The 14828-nt window shown below is 73.1% G+C and carries 16 protein-coding genes and 1 pseudogene; 11 read left to right on the forward strand and 6 right to left on the reverse strand.

Annotated features, from left to right (window positions below):
- Positions 1 to 25 precede the first annotated feature (25 nt).
- From ACGF5T_RS15315 to ACGF5T_RS15325, 3 genes and pseudogenes are all read left to right on the forward strand, one after another.
- Positions 26 to 745, forward strand: a complete 720-nt coding sequence (locus ACGF5T_RS15315; protein ID WP_356606146.1) for an NUDIX domain-containing protein — start codon at positions 26 to 28, stop codon at positions 743 to 745.
- On the forward strand, positions 742 to 1764 hold the full coding sequence (locus ACGF5T_RS15320) for an ADP-ribosylglycohydrolase family protein (protein WP_366768810.1): 1023 nt from the start codon (positions 742 to 744) through the stop codon (positions 1762 to 1764). Before ACGF5T_RS15315 ends, ACGF5T_RS15320 begins: the two co-directional genes overlap by 4 nt.
- A gap of 4 nt (positions 1765 to 1768) precedes the next feature.
- Positions 1769 to 2553: pseudogene (locus ACGF5T_RS15325) on the forward strand (DNA polymerase beta superfamily protein).
- Here ACGF5T_RS15325 and ACGF5T_RS15330 read toward each other — a convergent pair.
- Together ACGF5T_RS15330 and ACGF5T_RS15335 are read right to left on the reverse strand one after the other, a co-directional pair.
- On the reverse strand, positions 2479 to 3222 hold the full coding sequence (locus tag ACGF5T_RS15330; RefSeq protein ID WP_366768809.1) for a DNA polymerase beta superfamily protein: 744 nt from the start codon (positions 3220 to 3222) through the stop codon (positions 2479 to 2481). The pseudogene ACGF5T_RS15325 and the gene ACGF5T_RS15330 sit on opposite strands and share 75 nt — an antisense overlap.
- Before the next feature lie 23 nt (positions 3223 to 3245).
- On the reverse strand, positions 3246 to 3644 hold the full coding sequence (locus tag ACGF5T_RS15335) for a Rieske (2Fe-2S) protein (RefSeq protein ID WP_356606141.1): 399 nt from the start codon (positions 3642 to 3644) through the stop codon (positions 3246 to 3248).
- A 143-nt stretch (positions 3645 to 3787) separates the two neighbouring features.
- Between ACGF5T_RS15335 and aroH the strand changes: the two genes are divergently transcribed.
- The 5 genes from aroH (at position 3788) to der (ending at position 8244) form a co-directional block, all read left to right on the forward strand.
- A complete protein-coding gene (gene aroH, locus ACGF5T_RS15340; protein WP_356606139.1) occupies positions 3788 to 4150 on the forward strand; it encodes a chorismate mutase in 363 nt (120 codons plus the stop codon).
- Positions 4147 to 5232, forward strand: a complete 1086-nt coding sequence (locus tag ACGF5T_RS15345) for a prephenate dehydrogenase (protein WP_366768808.1) — start codon at positions 4147 to 4149, stop codon at positions 5230 to 5232. Before aroH ends, ACGF5T_RS15345 begins: the two co-directional genes overlap by 4 nt.
- Before the next feature lie 112 nt (positions 5233 to 5344).
- Complete coding sequence (cmk, locus tag ACGF5T_RS15350; RefSeq protein WP_356606135.1) at positions 5345 to 6040, forward strand: (d)CMP kinase; 696 nt, start codon at positions 5345 to 5347, stop codon at positions 6038 to 6040.
- A gap of 62 nt (positions 6041 to 6102) precedes the next feature.
- Complete coding sequence (locus ACGF5T_RS15355; RefSeq protein WP_392888222.1) at positions 6103 to 6705, forward strand: lysophospholipid acyltransferase family protein; 603 nt, start codon at positions 6103 to 6105, stop codon at positions 6703 to 6705.
- Positions 6706 to 6765: 60 nt separating this feature from the next.
- Positions 6766 to 8244, forward strand: a complete 1479-nt coding sequence (gene der, locus ACGF5T_RS15360; protein WP_361019342.1) for a ribosome biogenesis GTPase Der — start codon at positions 6766 to 6768, stop codon at positions 8242 to 8244.
- Between the two features lie 70 nt (positions 8245 to 8314).
- Here der and ACGF5T_RS15365 read toward each other — a convergent pair whose 3' ends face one another.
- Positions 8315 to 8605, reverse strand: coding sequence for a hypothetical protein (locus ACGF5T_RS15365; protein WP_053128507.1), 291 nt, complete (start codon positions 8603 to 8605; stop codon positions 8315 to 8317).
- 73 nt (positions 8606 to 8678) lie between these two features.
- Positions 8679 to 9476 carry a hypothetical protein gene (locus ACGF5T_RS15370; protein ID WP_356606128.1) on the reverse strand — a complete coding sequence of 266 codons (798 nt, stop codon included), beginning with the start codon at positions 9474 to 9476 and terminating at the stop codon, positions 8679 to 8681.
- Between the two features lie 389 nt (positions 9477 to 9865).
- Here ACGF5T_RS15370 and ACGF5T_RS15375 point away from each other — a divergent pair, with 389 nt between their 5' ends.
- The 3 genes from ACGF5T_RS15375 to ACGF5T_RS15385 all read left to right on the forward strand — a co-directional run bounded on the left by ACGF5T_RS15375 (position 9866) and on the right by ACGF5T_RS15385 (position 12317).
- The gene (locus ACGF5T_RS15375) at positions 9866 to 10693 is read left to right on the forward strand and encodes a hypothetical protein (RefSeq protein WP_366768051.1); all 828 of its coding nucleotides are present in this window, start codon (positions 9866 to 9868) and stop codon (positions 10691 to 10693) included.
- A gap of 46 nt (positions 10694 to 10739) precedes the next feature.
- Entirely contained in the window at positions 10740 to 11735 is a 996-nt protein-coding gene (locus ACGF5T_RS15380) for a YafY family protein (RefSeq protein WP_366768048.1), read from the forward strand.
- Between the two features lie 366 nt (positions 11736 to 12101).
- The gene (locus ACGF5T_RS15385) at positions 12102 to 12317 is read left to right on the forward strand and encodes an I78 family peptidase inhibitor (protein WP_356606124.1); all 216 of its coding nucleotides are present in this window, start codon (positions 12102 to 12104) and stop codon (positions 12315 to 12317) included.
- A 13-nt stretch (positions 12318 to 12330) separates the two neighbouring features.
- On the opposite strand, the gene ACGF5T_RS15390 is transcribed toward ACGF5T_RS15385, so the two are convergent.
- Together ACGF5T_RS15390 and ACGF5T_RS15395 are read right to left on the reverse strand one after the other, a co-directional pair.
- Complete coding sequence (locus ACGF5T_RS15390) at positions 12331 to 13341, reverse strand: phosphatase PAP2 family protein (RefSeq protein ID WP_356606122.1); 1011 nt, start codon at positions 13339 to 13341, stop codon at positions 12331 to 12333.
- Between the two features lie 238 nt (positions 13342 to 13579).
- Positions 13580 to 14746, reverse strand: a complete 1167-nt coding sequence (locus ACGF5T_RS15395) for a mannosyltransferase family protein (RefSeq protein ID WP_366768047.1) — start codon at positions 14744 to 14746, stop codon at positions 13580 to 13582.
- Positions 14747 to 14828 lie beyond the last annotated feature (82 nt).

Raw genomic sequence — 14828 nt, forward strand, 5'->3', positions numbered from 1 at the left:
CTGACTATTAAGGGGGTGGGTGTTCGTGCACGGCTACGACAAGTACGCCTTCGAGCCCTTCGCCGTCACCGTCGATCTGGCCGTCCTCACGCTCCGCGCGGGCGCGCTGCACGTGCTGCTGGTCGAGCGGGGCCAGGAGCCGTACGCCGGCCGCTGGGCCCTGCCCGGCGGCTTCCTGCTGCCCGAGGAGTCGGCGGAGACGGCGGCCCGGCGGGAGCTGGCCGAGGAGACCGGTCTGGCGGACGTCACCGGACTGCATCTGGAACAGCTGCGCACCTACAGCGAGCCCGACCGCGACCCGCGCATGCGGGTCGTGTCCGTGGCCTTCGCCGCGCTGCTGCCGGACCCTCCCGAACCGCACGGCGGGGGTGACGCGGCCGAGGCCCGCTGGGTGCCGTACGACGCGGCCGTGGGGCTCGCCTTCGACCACGGCCGGATCCTCGCCGACGCCCGGGACCGGGTCGGCGCCAAGCTGGAGTACACCTGCCTGGCCACCGCCTTCTGCCCGCCCGAGTTCACGCTCGGCGAGCTCCAGCAGGTCTACGAGACGGTGTGGGGCACCGCCCTGGACCGGCCGAACTTCCGCCGCAAGGTCCTCGCCACCCCGGGCTTCGTCGAGCCCGTCCCGGGCGCCGCCCGGCTGACCGGAGGCCGCGGCAAGCCCGCCGCCGTCTACCGCGCCGGTCCGGCCACCGCCCTGCACCCACCGCTGCTCCGCACCCCTCGGGAAGGACGCCCCGCATGACCACGACCACCGTCACCAAGCGCGCCGCCACCGGGGCGCTCACCGGGCTCGCCCTCGGGGACGCGCTGGGCTTCCCCACCGAGTTCAACGACGTCCCGTCGATCCTCGCCAAGTGCGGCCCCTGGCGGGAGATGGCACTGCCCCGGCCCGCGATCGTCACCGACGACACCCAGATGACGCTGGCGCTGGGGAAGGGGTTGCGGACGGCCATGGACCGGGGGCTGCTCGGCCCGAAGCGCATGGAACGGCCGGTGCGCGAGGAGTTCGTCGACTGGTACCAGTCGCCCGAGAACAACCGGGCGCCGGGCACCACCTGCCTCAAGGCCTGCAGCCTCCTCAAGACCCCGGACCGCCCCTGGCAGGACGCCTCCCAGATCCACTCCAAGGGCTGCGGCGCCAACATGCGCGTCGCACCGGTCGGGCTCGTCCCGGGTCTCAGCGACGAACAGCGCGCGGGCGCCGCCCAGTTGCAGTCCGCGCTCACCCACGGGCACCCCACCGCGCTCGCCGCCTCCGACCTCACCGCGCACGCCGTACGGCTGCTCGCCCAGGGAGCCGAGCCGACCGGACTGGTCGGGCTGCTGCGGTCGTACGCCTACGACAACCGCACCCGCTACCACGAGCGCTGGCTCGGCGACCTGTGGACCCGCGCCCAGGACCCCACGCCGGAGCACTTCATCGCCCGCGGCTGGGACGAGTGCCTGGCGATACTCGACCGGCTCCAGCGGGCGGTGCGCACCGTCTCGCCGGAGACCGACCCGTGCCTCGCCGTCGGAGAGGGCTGGATCGCCGAGGAGGCCATGGCGGCCGGGCTGCTCTGCTTCCTGCTCTTCGTCGACGAGCCGCTGACCGCCCTGCGCCGCGCCGCCTGCACCTCGGGCGACTCCGACTCCGTCGCCTGTCTCGCGGGCGCCTTCGCGGGCGCGTACCTGGGCGCGGACGCCTGGCCGGCCGAGTGGGCCGACCGCATCGAGTACCGGACCGACCTGCTGGCCCTCGGAGCGCTCTGGGATGCTTGAGCGCATGATCGACGCTCTCGACATCGACCTGGCCCCGGTGGTGGCCGAACAGCCCTTCCCGGTGCTGTTCGCCACCGTCTCCGGCGCCCACCTCTACGGCTTCCCCTCCCGCGACTCGGACGTGGACCTGCGAGGTGTCCACCTGCTGCCCGCCGCCGACCTGGTCGGCCTGCGCGAGCCCGAGGAGACCCTCCCCCATAGCCTGAACGGCATGGGGGGACCCCCATGCGGATATGGGACCGGGACGGCGTCGAGATGGACCTGGTCACGCACGACCTGCGCAAGTTCGTGCGGCTGATGCTGCGGCGCAACGGCTACGTGCTGGAGCAGCTGCTCTCCCCGCTGGTCGTGCACACCACCGACGCCCACCGGGAGCTGGCCGCGCTCGCGCCCGGCGTCCTCACCAGCCACCACGCCCACCACTACCGGGGGTTCGCGGGCACCCAGTGGCGGCTGTTCGAGAAGAACGGCGAGCTGAAGCCGCTGCTCTACACCTTCCGGGTGCTGCTCACGGGCATCCACCTGATGCGCGCCGGCGAGGTGCAGCCGCACCTTCCCACGCTCCTCGGGGAGGTCGACGACGCCCCGGGCTACCTGCCCGAGCTGATCGCCGCCAAGGCCGAACGCGAGCACGGGGACGCCGGTGTCGCCCACGCGCGCGTGCGGGCCGACGTGGAGAGGCTGCACGGGGTCCTGGACGAGGCCGAGGCGGCGTCAGACCTGCCGGACGCCGCCACCGCGTACGACGCCCTGCACGACTTCGTCGTACGGATCCGGCTGGAGGGCTGAGGCGCGGCGGACGCGGACGAGGAAGTCCTCGACGCGGCGCCGGTCCGGATCCTCGGGCAGCGGGCTGCGCCGGGCCGCCTCCTCGCCCTCCCGCGCCAACCGGCCCATCCGGGACTCGACCTCCGGCCAGGACACCTCGCCGCGCTTCACCGCGAGCAGCGCCTCCCGGTGGTCGCCGACGTCGATCGTCAGGGTGCCGGTGCGCAGCAGGTCGCGGGCGGACGTCAGCAGCCGCAGCAGGTGCATCGCGTGCTTCCAGCGCGGGGCGCCGTGGGCGCGCACGTCGGCGTCCAGCTTGCGGCGCTGGCCGTGGGCGTAGCGGGTGAACGTCTCGTGGACCCGGCGGGAGAGGAAGGCGTCGCGCAGGGCGAGCAGTTCGCGGCCGGTGTCGTCGACGTGCTCCACGAGCGGGGAGTGCAGGCACTCCAGGACGTTGGGGTTCGCGCGCAGCGCCAGCTCGCAGAAGCGCTCCAGCTCCCAGCTGAACTGCTCCTCGGCCGGTCCCTCCACGCGCGTCGGCGGTTTGTCGAAGCGCCAGAACAGGGGAGTGGGCGTGAGGTACACGCCCCGGCGGTCGGTGTCGCTCTCCTCCGTCGCCAGGCCGAAGGCGCGCGAGCCCATGACACAGGCGTAGATCGTGTGGTCGCGTACCAGGGTCTCGGGGCGCATGCGGGGGAGCGTACGCGGGGGTCTCATGCCAGGCGGACCGAATTTCCCTCCACCGTGATCTCCTTCGCGGGCAGTGGTTCGGTCGCCGGGCCCTGTTCCACCGCCCCGTCGGTGACGCTGAACCGGCTGTTGTGGCAGGCGCAGTCGATGGTGCCGTCGCGCACCTCCGACACGATGCAGCCCTGGTGTGTGCAGACCGCCGAGAAGGCCTTGAAGTCGCCCGGCTCCGGCTGGGTCACCACGACCTTCTCGGCCGCGAAGACCTTGCCGCCGCCCACCGGGATGTCGTGCGTCGACGCCAGTTCCCGCCCTGGAGAGGTCCCCGCCTCGGAGGAGCCGCCGTCGTCCTCGCCGCAGCCGACCGCGAGTGCCGCCGCGCCCGCCGAGAGGAGTGCCGTACGACGCGTCGGGTTGTGGTTCACGGGGTCACTCCGAAGGGGATGCGGTGTGGACGTTCCGGCCGCGGTCAGCGTCTCAGGAGACGGGCGCCCCGGGCCGGTACGCGGCGGGCTGACTACGCTGGACGGACCACAAACCGATACGCACGTCAGCAAGGAGCATCGCCGTGGCGGTACGAGCGGTCCGGGGCGCCGTCCAACTGGAGCGGGACGAAGCCGGACACATGGACGAGCAGGTCGCGGCCCTGCTGACCGCGGTCATGGAGCGCAACGACCTGACCGGCGACGACCTGATCAGCATCTGGTTCACGGCCACCCCCGACCTGCACAGCGACTTCCCGGCCGCCGCCGCCCGCAAGCTCGGCATCACCGACGTCCCGCTGATCTGCGCCCAGGAGCTGGACATCGAGGGCGCCATGCCCCGGGTCGTCCGGATCCTCGCGCACGTCGAGTCGGACCGGCCCCGTGCCGAGATCACCCACGTCTACCTCGGCGCCGCCGCGGCCCTGCGCAAGGACATCGCCCAGTGAGAACCGCACTCGTCATCGGCACCGGCCTCATCGGCACCTCCGCCGCCCTCGCCCTCTCCCAGCGGGGCGTCACGGTGCACCTCAGCGACCACGACCCCGAGCAGGCCCGGACGGCCGCCTCCCTGGGCGCCGGCACCGACGCGGCGCCGAGCGGACCCGTGGACCTGGCGATCGTCGCCGCCCCGCCCGCCCTGGTGGCCGACGTCCTCGCCGACGCCATGGCCCGCGGCGTCGCCCGCGGCTACATCGACGTGGCCAGCGTCAAGGGCGGCCCCCGGCGCGAGCTGGAGGAACGCGGCCTGGACCTCTCCGCCTACATCGGCACGCACCCCATGTCCGGCCGGGAGAAGTCCGGCCCGCTGGCCGCCACCGCCGACCTCTTCGAGGGCCGCCCCTGGGTGCTGACCCCGACCCGGGACACCGACACCGAGGTGCTGAACCTCGCCCTGGAGCTGGTCTCGCACTGCCGTGCGGTGCCCGTGGTGATGGACGCGGACGCCCACGACCGCGCCGTGGCCCTCGTCTCCCACATGCCGCACCTGGTGTCCAGCATGGTCGCCGCCCGCCTGGAGCACGCCGAGGAGGCCGCCGTACGGCTGTGCGGGCAGGGCATCCGGGACGTGACCCGTATCGCCGCCTCCGACCCGCGGATGTGGATCGACATCCTCTCCGCCAACCCCGGGCCGGTCGCGGACCTGCTCACCGACGTCGCCGCCGACCTGGAGGAGACGGTGCGGGCCCTGCGCGCCCTGCAGTCCTCCGACGACGACAAGCGCCGCGAGGGCGGCACCGGCATCGCCGAGGTGCTGCGGCGCGGCAACGCGGGGCAGGTGCGGGTCCCGGGCAAGCACGGCAGCGCCCCCCGGCGCTACGAGACCGTGGCCGTCCTCATCGACGACCAGCCCGGCCAGCTGGCCCGCATCTTCGCGGACGCGGGACGGGCCGGGGTCAACATCGAGGACGTCCGCATCGAGCACGCCACCGGGCAGCAGGCCGGTCTGGTCCAGCTGATGGTCGAGCCGAAGACCGCCCCGGTGCTGACGGCGGCCCTGAGGGAGCGGGGCTGGGCGATCCGGCAGTGATCCCGGGGATCGGGCGCCTGTCGGAGGGGTCCCGGGGAGCCAGTAACCTGGTGCGGGGCGCATTCGTGTCCCGCACACCACTCACCGCACCGCACCAGGAAGGTGTCCCCTCGTGGAAAACGGCGCCGCCCCGACCGTTCCGGCCGTGATTGTCGCCATCGACGGCCCCTCCGGCACGGGCAAGTCGAGCACGTCGAAGGCCGTCGCCGCCCAGCTCGGCCTGAGCTACCTGGACACCGGCGCCCAGTACCGGGCGATCACGTGGTGGATGGTGACCAACGGCATCGACACCGACGACCCGCACGCGATCGCCGCCGCGGCCGGCAAGCCCGAGATCCTCTCCGGCACCGACCCCGCCGCCCCGACCATCACGGTCGACGGTACGGACGTGGCCGGTCCGATCCGCACCCAGGAGGTCACCTCCAGGGTCAGCGCGGTCAGCGCCGTCCCCGAGGTGCGGACCCGGATCACCGAACTGCAGCGCACCATCGCCGCCGCCGCCCCGCTCGGCATCGTCGTCGAGGGCCGCGACATCGGCACGACCGTGCTGCCGGACGCCGACCTGAAGATCTTCCTCACCGCCTCCGCGGAGGCCCGCGCCGCCCGCCGCAGCGGCGAACTCAAGGGCGCCGACGTCAACGTCACCCGCGAGGCCCTGATCAAGCGGGACGCGGCCGACTCCAGCCGCAAGACCTCGCCGCTGGCGAAGGCCGACGACGCGGTCGAGGTCGACACCACCGACCTCACCCTCGCGCAGGTCATCGAGTGCGTCGTCACCCTCGTCGAGGAGAAGCGGGCGGGGAAGTGACCGCAGCCTCCGTCCCGTCCGAGAAGGGCGCCGAGGTCGGGCGACGCATCGGCGTCGGACTGATGTACGGGCTCTTCCGGCCGCGGGTGCTCGGCGCCTGGCGGGTGCCCGCCACCGGCCCGGTGATCTACGCCGTCAACCACTCGCACAACGTCGACGGCCCGATGGTCATGGGCGTGGCACCCCGGCCGACGCACTTCCTGATCAAGAAGGAAGCGTTCATCGGTCCCCTGGACCCCTTCCTGCTCGGCATCGGGCAGCTGAAGGTGGACCGCTCGACCGCCGACCGCACCGCCATCACCCAGGCGCTGGGCGTCCTGGAGAACGGCGGTGTGCTCGGCATCTTCCCGGAGGGCACCCGCGGCGAGGGCGACTTCGCCGCGCTGCGTGCCGGGCTCGCGTACTTCGCGGTCCGCAGCGGCGCGCCGATCGTCCCGGTCGCGGTGCTGGGCAGCTCCGACCGCCCCGGACGGCTGATAAAGGCGCTGCCTCCGCTGCGCTCGCGCATCGACGTCGTCTTCGGCGACCCCTTCGACGCGGGCGACGGCAGCGGGCGGCGCACCCGCAAGGCACTGGACGAGGCGACCGAACGCATCCAGAAGCAGCTCACCGCGCACCTGGAAAACGCCAGGCGCCTCACCGGGCGCTGGGCGACACTTGAGTAGTGGATCACCCGGAACTGGGGGTTTTCCACCGATCACCACGATGAACGAGGTACGGACTTCATGAACGACCACATCCACTCCGAGGGCTCGGGCGGGGAGCACGACCACGGGGCGCTCGGCGACGCCGAGTACGCGCAGTTCATGGAGCTCGCCGCGGTAGAGGGCTTCGACGTCGACGAGGTCGAGGGCGCGATCGAGGAGGCCGGGCACGGCCCGCTCCCCGTCCTCGCCGTCGTGGGCCGCCCCAATGTCGGCAAGTCGACCCTGGTGAACCGGATCATCGGCCGCCGCGAGGCCGTCGTCGAGGACAAGCCCGGCGTCACCCGTGACCGTGTCACCTACGAGGCCGAATGGGCCGGCCGCCGTTTCAAGGTCGTCGACACCGGCGGCTGGGAGCAGGACGTCCTCGGCATCGACGCCTCCGTGGCCGCGCAGGCCGAGTACGCGATCGAGGCCGCCGACGCGGTCGTCTTCGTCGTGGACGCCAAGGTCGGCGCCACCGACACCGACGAGGCGGTCGTCCGGCTGCTGCGCAAGGCCGGCAAGCCCGTGGTGCTGTGCGCCAACAAGGTGGACGGCCAGAGCGGCGAGGCCGACGCCTCCTACCTGTGGTCGCTGGGCCTCGGAGAGCCCCACCCGGTCTCCGCGCTGCACGGCCGCGGCACCGGCGACATGCTGGACAAGGTCCTGGAGGCCCTCCCCGAGGCCCCGGCACAGACCTTCGGCACCGCCGTCGGCGGCCCGCGCCGCATCGCGCTGATCGGCCGCCCGAACGTCGGCAAGTCCTCCCTGCTGAACAAGGTGGCCGGCGAGGAGCGCGTCGTCGTCAACGAGCTGGCCGGCACCACCCGCGACCCCGTCGACGAGCTGATCGAGCTGGGCGGCGTGACCTGGAAGTTCGTCGACACGGCGGGCATCCGCAAGCGCGTCCACCTCCAGCAGGGCGCCGACTACTACGCCTCGCTGCGCACCGCCGCCGCCGTGGAGAAGGCGGAGGTCGCCGTCATCCTCATCGACGCCTCGGAGTCGATCTCGATCCAGGACCAGCGGATCGTCACCATGGCCGTGGAGGCGGGGCGCGCGGTCGTCGTCGCCTACAACAAGTGGGACACCCTCGACGAGGAGCGCCGCTACTACCTGGAGCGGGAGATCGAGACGGAGCTCGGCCAGGTGGCGTGGGCGCCTCGGGTCAACGTCTCGGCGCAGACCGGCCGGCACATGGAGAAGCTGGTCCCCGCGATCGAGACGGCCCTGGCCGGCTGGGAGACCCGCGTCCCGACGGGCCGGCTGAACGCCTTCCTCGGCGAGCTGGTCGCCGCCCACCCGCACCCGGTCCGGGGCGGCAAGCAGCCCCGCATCCTGTTCGGCACCCAGGCGGGCACCAAGCCCCCGCGGTTCGTGCTCTTCGCCTCCGGCTTCATCGAGGCGGGCTACCGCCGCTTCATCGAGCGCCGGCTGCGTGAGGAGTTCGGCTTCGAGGGCACGCCGATCCACATCTCGGTGCGGGTGCGCGAGAAGCGCGGCGCGAAGAAGAAGTAGCGGTCAGAGGTGAGTACGAGAGAGGGCGACCCCCGGCCGGGGGTCGCCCTCTCTCGTCACTCGGGGGTGGTCAGGCGCCTCTGCGCGGCGCGGGCGGCAGCGCGGCCGGTACGTGGTGCGTGCCGACGCGCTGCCACACCGACTGCTGGCCGACACGGGCGCTGTGGGCCCCCGCGCTGTAGGCGCTGTACGTGCCCCTGCTGCGCGGGATGCTCCTGAACGACGTGAACCCCAGCTCCTCCTCGCCGCTGCGATCGCCCGGGAGCGATCGGAAGGACCGGACGTACTCGGCGTAGAGCGCGTCGTAGATCGGTGTGGCCGAAGGGCCACCCTGGCGGTGGAAGGCGTCGTATGCGTACACGTATGTCCAAACGACACCGCGCGGGAAGGGATGCGGCCCGGACGCTGCCCGTCCGGCGTCCGGAGGGTCGGGGTCAGGTCCCCGCCAGCGGCAGCGCGGCCGCCACCAGCTGCCCGTTCGCCGCCGCCTTGTCCAGCGCGTCCCGCAGCAGGTCCTCGCGCGGCTGCCGTCCGATCGATCCCACGGGCGCCGCGAACATCAGCACCTGCTGGTGCTTGTTGGCCGCGGTGCGCCAGCCCTCGGTGACCTGGAGGGGCTGGTGCGCCTGCCACCAGGCCACCGGCCGGCCGCCGTTCGTCCCCGGCTGGAGCACCGCGTGCAGCTGGCCCATCGCGAGCAGGACCGACCAGCCGTGCAGCACGCCCGGCGCGGTGGTCAGCTCGATGACCGGCATGAAGCCCTGCTCGATGAGGAGCGGCAGGAAGTCGTCGCCGAGGCCCGTGGTGCCGGGCCGCGCGATGGGGGCGGTCGGCTCCACCACCAGGGCCGGGTGCAGCTCCCCGGCGATCAGGATCAGTCCGCTGGTGACCCCGAGCACGGCCTGCTCGGGCGCCGCCTGCTCGGGTGCGGCCCGCTGGGGCTCGGGGCGGGCGTGGTCGGCGTTGATGGAGCGCACCGCCCCCTGGAGCTGCTCCTCGGTCACCTTGACGACCTGGGAGGGCAGGCAGCCGGCGTGCGCGAAGGCGAGCACGGCCGTCTCCTCGCCGATGAAGAGGACGGTGCTGGTGCGCTCCTGCTCGCAGTCGCCCGGGGTGCGACAGGACGTGCAGTCGTAGCTGCCGGGGGCGGATTCCCCGGCGAGCAGGCGGTCGGCTTCTTCGTCGCCGATCTCGGCGCGTACGTCGTCGCTGACGTCGAGCATGCGCGGCACGGGTGGCTCCCTCGGGATGCGGTGCATGGCCGGACCGGGTGGCTCCCGGGCCGTGGTCCGGGCGGTCCCCGGCTCATGCAGAGACAACGGGCGATCCGTGGCCGGAGTCACGCCCATGGCCAAGGGAATCGAGCCGCCGGACGCGGGCGGCCACCGCACGGACCCGAACGCCGTGGAACGAACAAGTGCCTTTCTCTATAAGGGCGTTGAGCTGGTGAGGGTGAGGACTGCGAGGGCGTCCGGCAGTCGACATATCAGGAAATCAGTGAATGAACCGGGTGACCGGAAGTGCTGTGGCCGTGACCACATCGCAATCGGACACGGACAACCAGATGGCCGGGTTCCGGGTCTCACCGGACGACGAGAAGCCCAGGGAGGAACCGCATCGCATGACGCCCCCGGCCCCGCCGGCCGCTCCGCTTCGTGCCGACTGCGTCGGTGACTCCGCGGGCGGCCTCACCTTCGACGTCGCCGTGCACGGGGACCCCCGGGCGGCCCTCCTCGTCCTGCGCCGCCGCGGCGCGGGCGCCGCCGGCGACGAGGTCGGGCTGCCGCTCGCCCCGGCCGCGGAGGGCCGGCTGCGTGCCGCGCTGCCCAGCAGCGTCTCCCTGCCCGAGGGGCGCTGGGACGCCTACGCGCGGGTGTCCGACGGTGCGCCGCGGCGCCTGGTGCCCGGCGTCACCGACCTGCGCCCGCTCGCCGACCGCACCCCCGGCGGACTGCTCGGCCACGTCGCCGTCCGCATCCCGTACGCCGACCGGCAGGGCAACCTCACCGTCCGCTCCTGGCTGCGCGCACCGCACGCGGAGGCGGGGGAGCTGCACCCCACGGAGGACGGGCTGCACGTGCGGGGGCGGGTGTACGGCACGCGGCTCGCCCCCGGCGCTCACGCCGAGCTGCGGCCCCGCCCCGGCACCGGAGGGGGCGACGTACTGCGGGTGGACGTAGCGGCCGACCGGGCGGACTTCGGCCTCACCCTGTCCTACGAGGCGCTGGGGCGCGGCGTGTGGGACCTGTGGCTGCGGCCCGCCGGTGAGTCCGGCCCGGTCGTGCGCCTCGCGAGGCTGCTGGACGACGTCGCCGACAAACATCCGGTCCCCGCCTGTCCGCCCACGCGCGTGCGGACGCCGCACGGGTCCGTGCAGGCGGGGCCGTTCTACACCCGGGACAACGACCTGTCGGTGTCCGTCACCGCCCTGACCGACCCGACCCACTGAGGATCGCGGACCGCACCTGTCCGCGACGGACGGCAGACTCGGTGCCATGCTCGAGACCTCGGCACGGCTGCTGCGCCTGCTCTCCCTGCTCCAGGCCCACCGCGAGTGGTCCGGCCCCGACCTGGCCGACCGGCTCGGCGTCTCCGCGCGCACGGTGCGCCGGGACGTCGACCGGCTGCGCGAGCTGGGCTACCCGGTCAACGCCAGCCCCGGTACCGGGGGCGGCTACCAGCTGGGCGCGGGAGCCGAGCTGCCCCCGCTCCTGCTGGACGACGACGAGGCGGTCGCCGTGGCCGTCGGACTGCGCACGGCGGCCGGGCAGGGCGTCGAGGGCATCGGGGAGACCTCCGTACGCGCCCTCGCCAAGCTGGAGCAGGTACTGCCGAGCCGGCTGCGGCGCAGGGTGGGCGCCCTCAACGCCTACACCGTGCCGATGCTGCGCGAGCCCGGGCCGTCCCCCGTCGACCCGGCGGTCCTGACCGAGCTGGCCCACCTGTGCCGTGACGGGGAGCGGCTGCGCTTCGCCTACCGGGGCCACGACGGCACCGACAGCCGCCGCACCGTGGAGCCGTACCGGCTGGTGTGCTCCGAGCGCCGCTGGTACCTGGTCGCCTTCGACCTCGACCGGGCCGACTGGCGCACCTTCCGGGTGGACCGCGTCAGGCCCAGGCCGCCGCACGGCCCCCGCTTCGTCCCGCGCGAGCCGCCGGCCGAGGATCTGGCCGCCTATGTCTCCGAGGGCGTCTCCACGCGCGCGTACGCCACGCACGCGCTCGTACGGCTGCTGGTCCCGCTCGAGGAGGCCGCCGAGCGGATCTCGCCCACCGCCGGGGTCCTGGAGCCGGAGGGGCCCGCCGCCTGTCTGCTGCGCACCGGCGCCGGCAGCCTGGACGTCATGGTGGTGCACCTCATGCTGCTGGGCTTCGAGTTCGAGGTGCTGGAGCCGGACGGGCTGACGGAGGCGATCGTGGCGGCACGCGACCGGCTCACCCGTGCCCTGTCCCGGGCCGAGCGGCCCGGAGCGGGTGTGGAGAACCTGTGAGAAGCGGATGTGTTCGCTGTGCCGGTGACCGCTGTCCGCAAGCGGGTTCAGGGCCGTTCGGACCCGGAATGCGCCATGACCGCGGCGGGGCGCCGGGGTGCGCCGCAGTTCTTTTCCGAGCGTTTATTCGACGGAGTGGCGCGACGCGCGGCAATTCACCTTTCACGGCTGCGGAAGGAGCCCGGAAGGAGCGCGGAAGGCGTACGCAAGGAGTACGGAAGCATCCCGGAACCATCCTTCCGAGTGGCGCGGTCCCGTCAAAACGCGGTCCGTGATCCTGTGACAGAAGTGTGACCGGAGAGGCATCCGCGAACCTCTTACCGGTCTGGGCTTCCCCGTCCGGGGGGCAGGGCTTAGCGTGGCGGCATGGCACCGATTCCGACACCACCGGCCGAACCCCAGGACAGTCCGGACACCTATGTCGGCCTCGCGTCCGACGCGGCCGAGCGGCTCGCCCGGGAGCGGGGCTGGTCGACGGTGCGGTCACTGGAACCGGGGACGATCATCACCATGGAGTACCGCGTGGGCCGCCTCAACTTCGAGGTGAAGGACGGCCGCGTGGCCCGCTCCTGGAAGGGCTGACGGGGCGGGCGGGTCAGCCGCCCGAGACCGGGCGTGCGGCGGGGGCCGTGTTGCGCGGATGCCGGTCGGCGTGCGGCGGCCGGCGACTGCCCGCCGGGGTCACCGGCATGCGGTCCGAGCGGGCCGTGTGCGGGCCCGGGGCCAGGTACGCCGGGGCCCGGGTGCGGGGCGCGGCGACCGGCTCGCGGGCCGGGGCCTTCTCCTGGACGGAGGCGGGCGGGGTGACGACCACGGGCGGGCCGACCGGCCGCCCCGCGCCTCCCGGACGGCGGGCGTACCAGCGGTCGCGCAGACCGAGGATCCAGGTCTCGGTACGGGTGATCAGCGGCTCGAACCACGGCAGCGCCAGCAGGATCAGCAGTCCCGCGGCCCAGCCGAGGAGGACGTCGCTGAGCCAGTGCGTACCGAGGTAGACGGTGGACATGCCGACCCCGAGCGAGGTGACCGCCGACAGGGCCGACAGCCAGCGCCGCGCCCTGGGCGTCGAGGCCATGTAGGCCAGGATGCCCCAGGTCACGACGGCGTTCGCGGTGTGACCGCTCGGAAATATATCGCCGCCGAGCCACATCTCGTTCGAACCGATCGTGGTCGCGTAGTGCGGCCCCAGCCGTCCCATGCCGTACTTGGCGGCTCCGACCGTGACGTTCAGCAGGAGCAGGGAGACGCCGAGCGCGATCAGCGGGCGCAGGGTGTGCTGCCGCCAGGACCGCCAGCCCAGCCAGGCCGCGACCATCACCGCGGTGGGGCCGCGCTGGCCCAGCACCACGTAGTAGTCGACGAACGCGTGGATGCCGGGCCACTGCTGGTAGGGCCGGAAGAACATGACCTGCCAGTCGAGGCGGACCAGCCACGAGGTGATCAGTACGGCCCACACGATCGCGACGTAGAACGCGAGGGTTCCGGCGAACAGCGCGAACCTGTGCCGGCTCATCTCCGGCACGTCCAGGAGCGCCGGTCGTTCCGGCTCCCGGTCCAGTCTCGCGAACACCCGGTCCAGACGGGTGAGCTTCCGTTCGGTACGCACCCAATCGACGTTACAGCGAGTGAGGAGTGATCCCGGCCGAATCAACGGCTTTGTGATGACGATGTGATGTGGGATTGCTCTCAGCGGGCGGTTTATTCTCGAGGAATCCGCAATCCGGGCGTACGAAGGACTTCAATTCCTTTGATCGGTCCGGTCGGCGGTTTTATCGTGCTTATGAATTCGTTAACCGAATGCTGGTACGGAATTCTCCCGGCGGCCATCGGGTGCCCCGGACCGGTCAGGGCGGGCCGGAGCCGTTCAGCCAGAACGCCCCGTAGACCGCCGACGCCACGGCGACGCCCCCCAGCACCAGTGCCGACCTGGAGGTTCGCCACCGGGCCAGGGCCAGGGCGAGGGGCAGCAGCAGCGGGAAGGCGGGCAGCAGCAGCCGCGGTTTCGAGCCGAAGTAGCTCGACGCGCACAGGGCGAGGGCGATCACGATCCCCGCGTACACCAGCAGGGCGAGCGGCTGACGCTGCCGTACGCACGCGATGTACAGCCGGACGAGCAGAGCGACCCCGACGACGAGGCCGACGCCCGCCAGGGCCGACGGGAACGACGTGAACTTCCCGGCGACGAAGCGGGCGAACGCCGCGCCCCCGTCGAAGCCGTTGCGCCAGCCGGCCTGGACGTCGAGATAACCGAGCGGGCCGCCACCGGTGCGGTGGCCGACCCACAGCACGTAGCCGGCGGCGCCCAGGGGTGCCAGCAGCATCCCCAGCACGCGCCGCGCGCTGTCACCGCGGGCGCGCTCCGGGGCGGCGCCGTCCCGGCCGCGTACGTGTGCCGCGATCGCGGCCACCCACACCGCGGCCGCCACCGCGAGCCCCACCGGGCGGGTCAGCCCGGCCAGCGAGGCCAGCAGTCCCGCCGTCACCCACCGTCCGGTCAGCACCGCGTACAGCGACCAGGCGGCCAGCGCGGTGAAGAGGGACTCGCTGTACGCCATCGACTGCACGACGCCGACCGGCAGCACGGCCCACAGCAGCACCGCGCACACCCCCGCGCGGCGGCCGTACACCCACTCCGCCACGGCGAAGATCCCCCAGGCCGCGGCGATCGAGGCGAGGAGGCTCACGGCGAAGCCCGCGTCCGCGTAGGACAGCGGCGAGACCGCCGCCCCCAGCCGCTCCAGCCAGGGCAGCAGCGGGAAGAAGGCCAGGTTGGAGTGCACGTCGCCGTTGGGGAGGCGCACCTCGTAGCCGTAGCCCAGTTCGGCGACCCTGGTGTACCAGAGGGAGTCCCAGCGGGCCGTCAGCAGTGTGTACGCGCTCTTGTCGCGCGCGGCGCTCCACAGGGCGAGGGCGAGCAGGCCCAGGGCGCGTACCGCCGCGTAGCCGAGGAGCGCCGGGGCGGCCCGGCGCAGGGCCCCGCGGCCCGTCGCAGGCGTTTCAAGATCGGTCACGGACCCGATTATCGGCCGGGGGCGGGGGCGGTCCGTCCGCCGGGGAGGCGGAGGCGGCCGGGGAGGCGGGCGCAGTGGCGGA

It is taken from the genome of Streptomyces sp. NPDC047853 (assembly GCF_043204535.1).
In the GTDB taxonomy this organism is placed as follows: Bacteria; Actinomycetota; Actinomycetes; order Streptomycetales; family Streptomycetaceae; genus Streptomyces.

What these genes read in the sequence shown, in the direction of transcription:
- ACGF5T_RS15320 (WP_366768810.1), top strand. Translation starts at nt 742, where the DNA reads ATGACCACGACCACCGTCACCAAGCGCGCCGCCACCGGGGCGCTCACC.
- ACGF5T_RS15330 (WP_366768809.1), bottom strand. Translation starts at nt 3,222, where the DNA reads ATGCGCCCCGAGACCCTGGTACGCGACCACACGATCTACGCCTGTGTC.
- ACGF5T_RS15355 (WP_392888222.1), top strand. Translation starts at nt 6,103, where the DNA reads ATGTACGGGCTCTTCCGGCCGCGGGTGCTCGGCGCCTGGCGGGTGCCC.
- der (WP_361019342.1), top strand. Translation starts at nt 6,766, where the DNA reads ATGAACGACCACATCCACTCCGAGGGCTCGGGCGGGGAGCACGACCAC.
- ACGF5T_RS15375 (WP_366768051.1), top strand. Translation starts at nt 9,866, where the DNA reads ATGACGCCCCCGGCCCCGCCGGCCGCTCCGCTTCGTGCCGACTGCGTC.
- ACGF5T_RS15380 (WP_366768048.1), top strand. Translation starts at nt 10,740, where the DNA reads ATGCTCGAGACCTCGGCACGGCTGCTGCGCCTGCTCTCCCTGCTCCAG.
- ACGF5T_RS15385 (WP_356606124.1), top strand. Translation starts at nt 12,102, where the DNA reads ATGGCACCGATTCCGACACCACCGGCCGAACCCCAGGACAGTCCGGAC.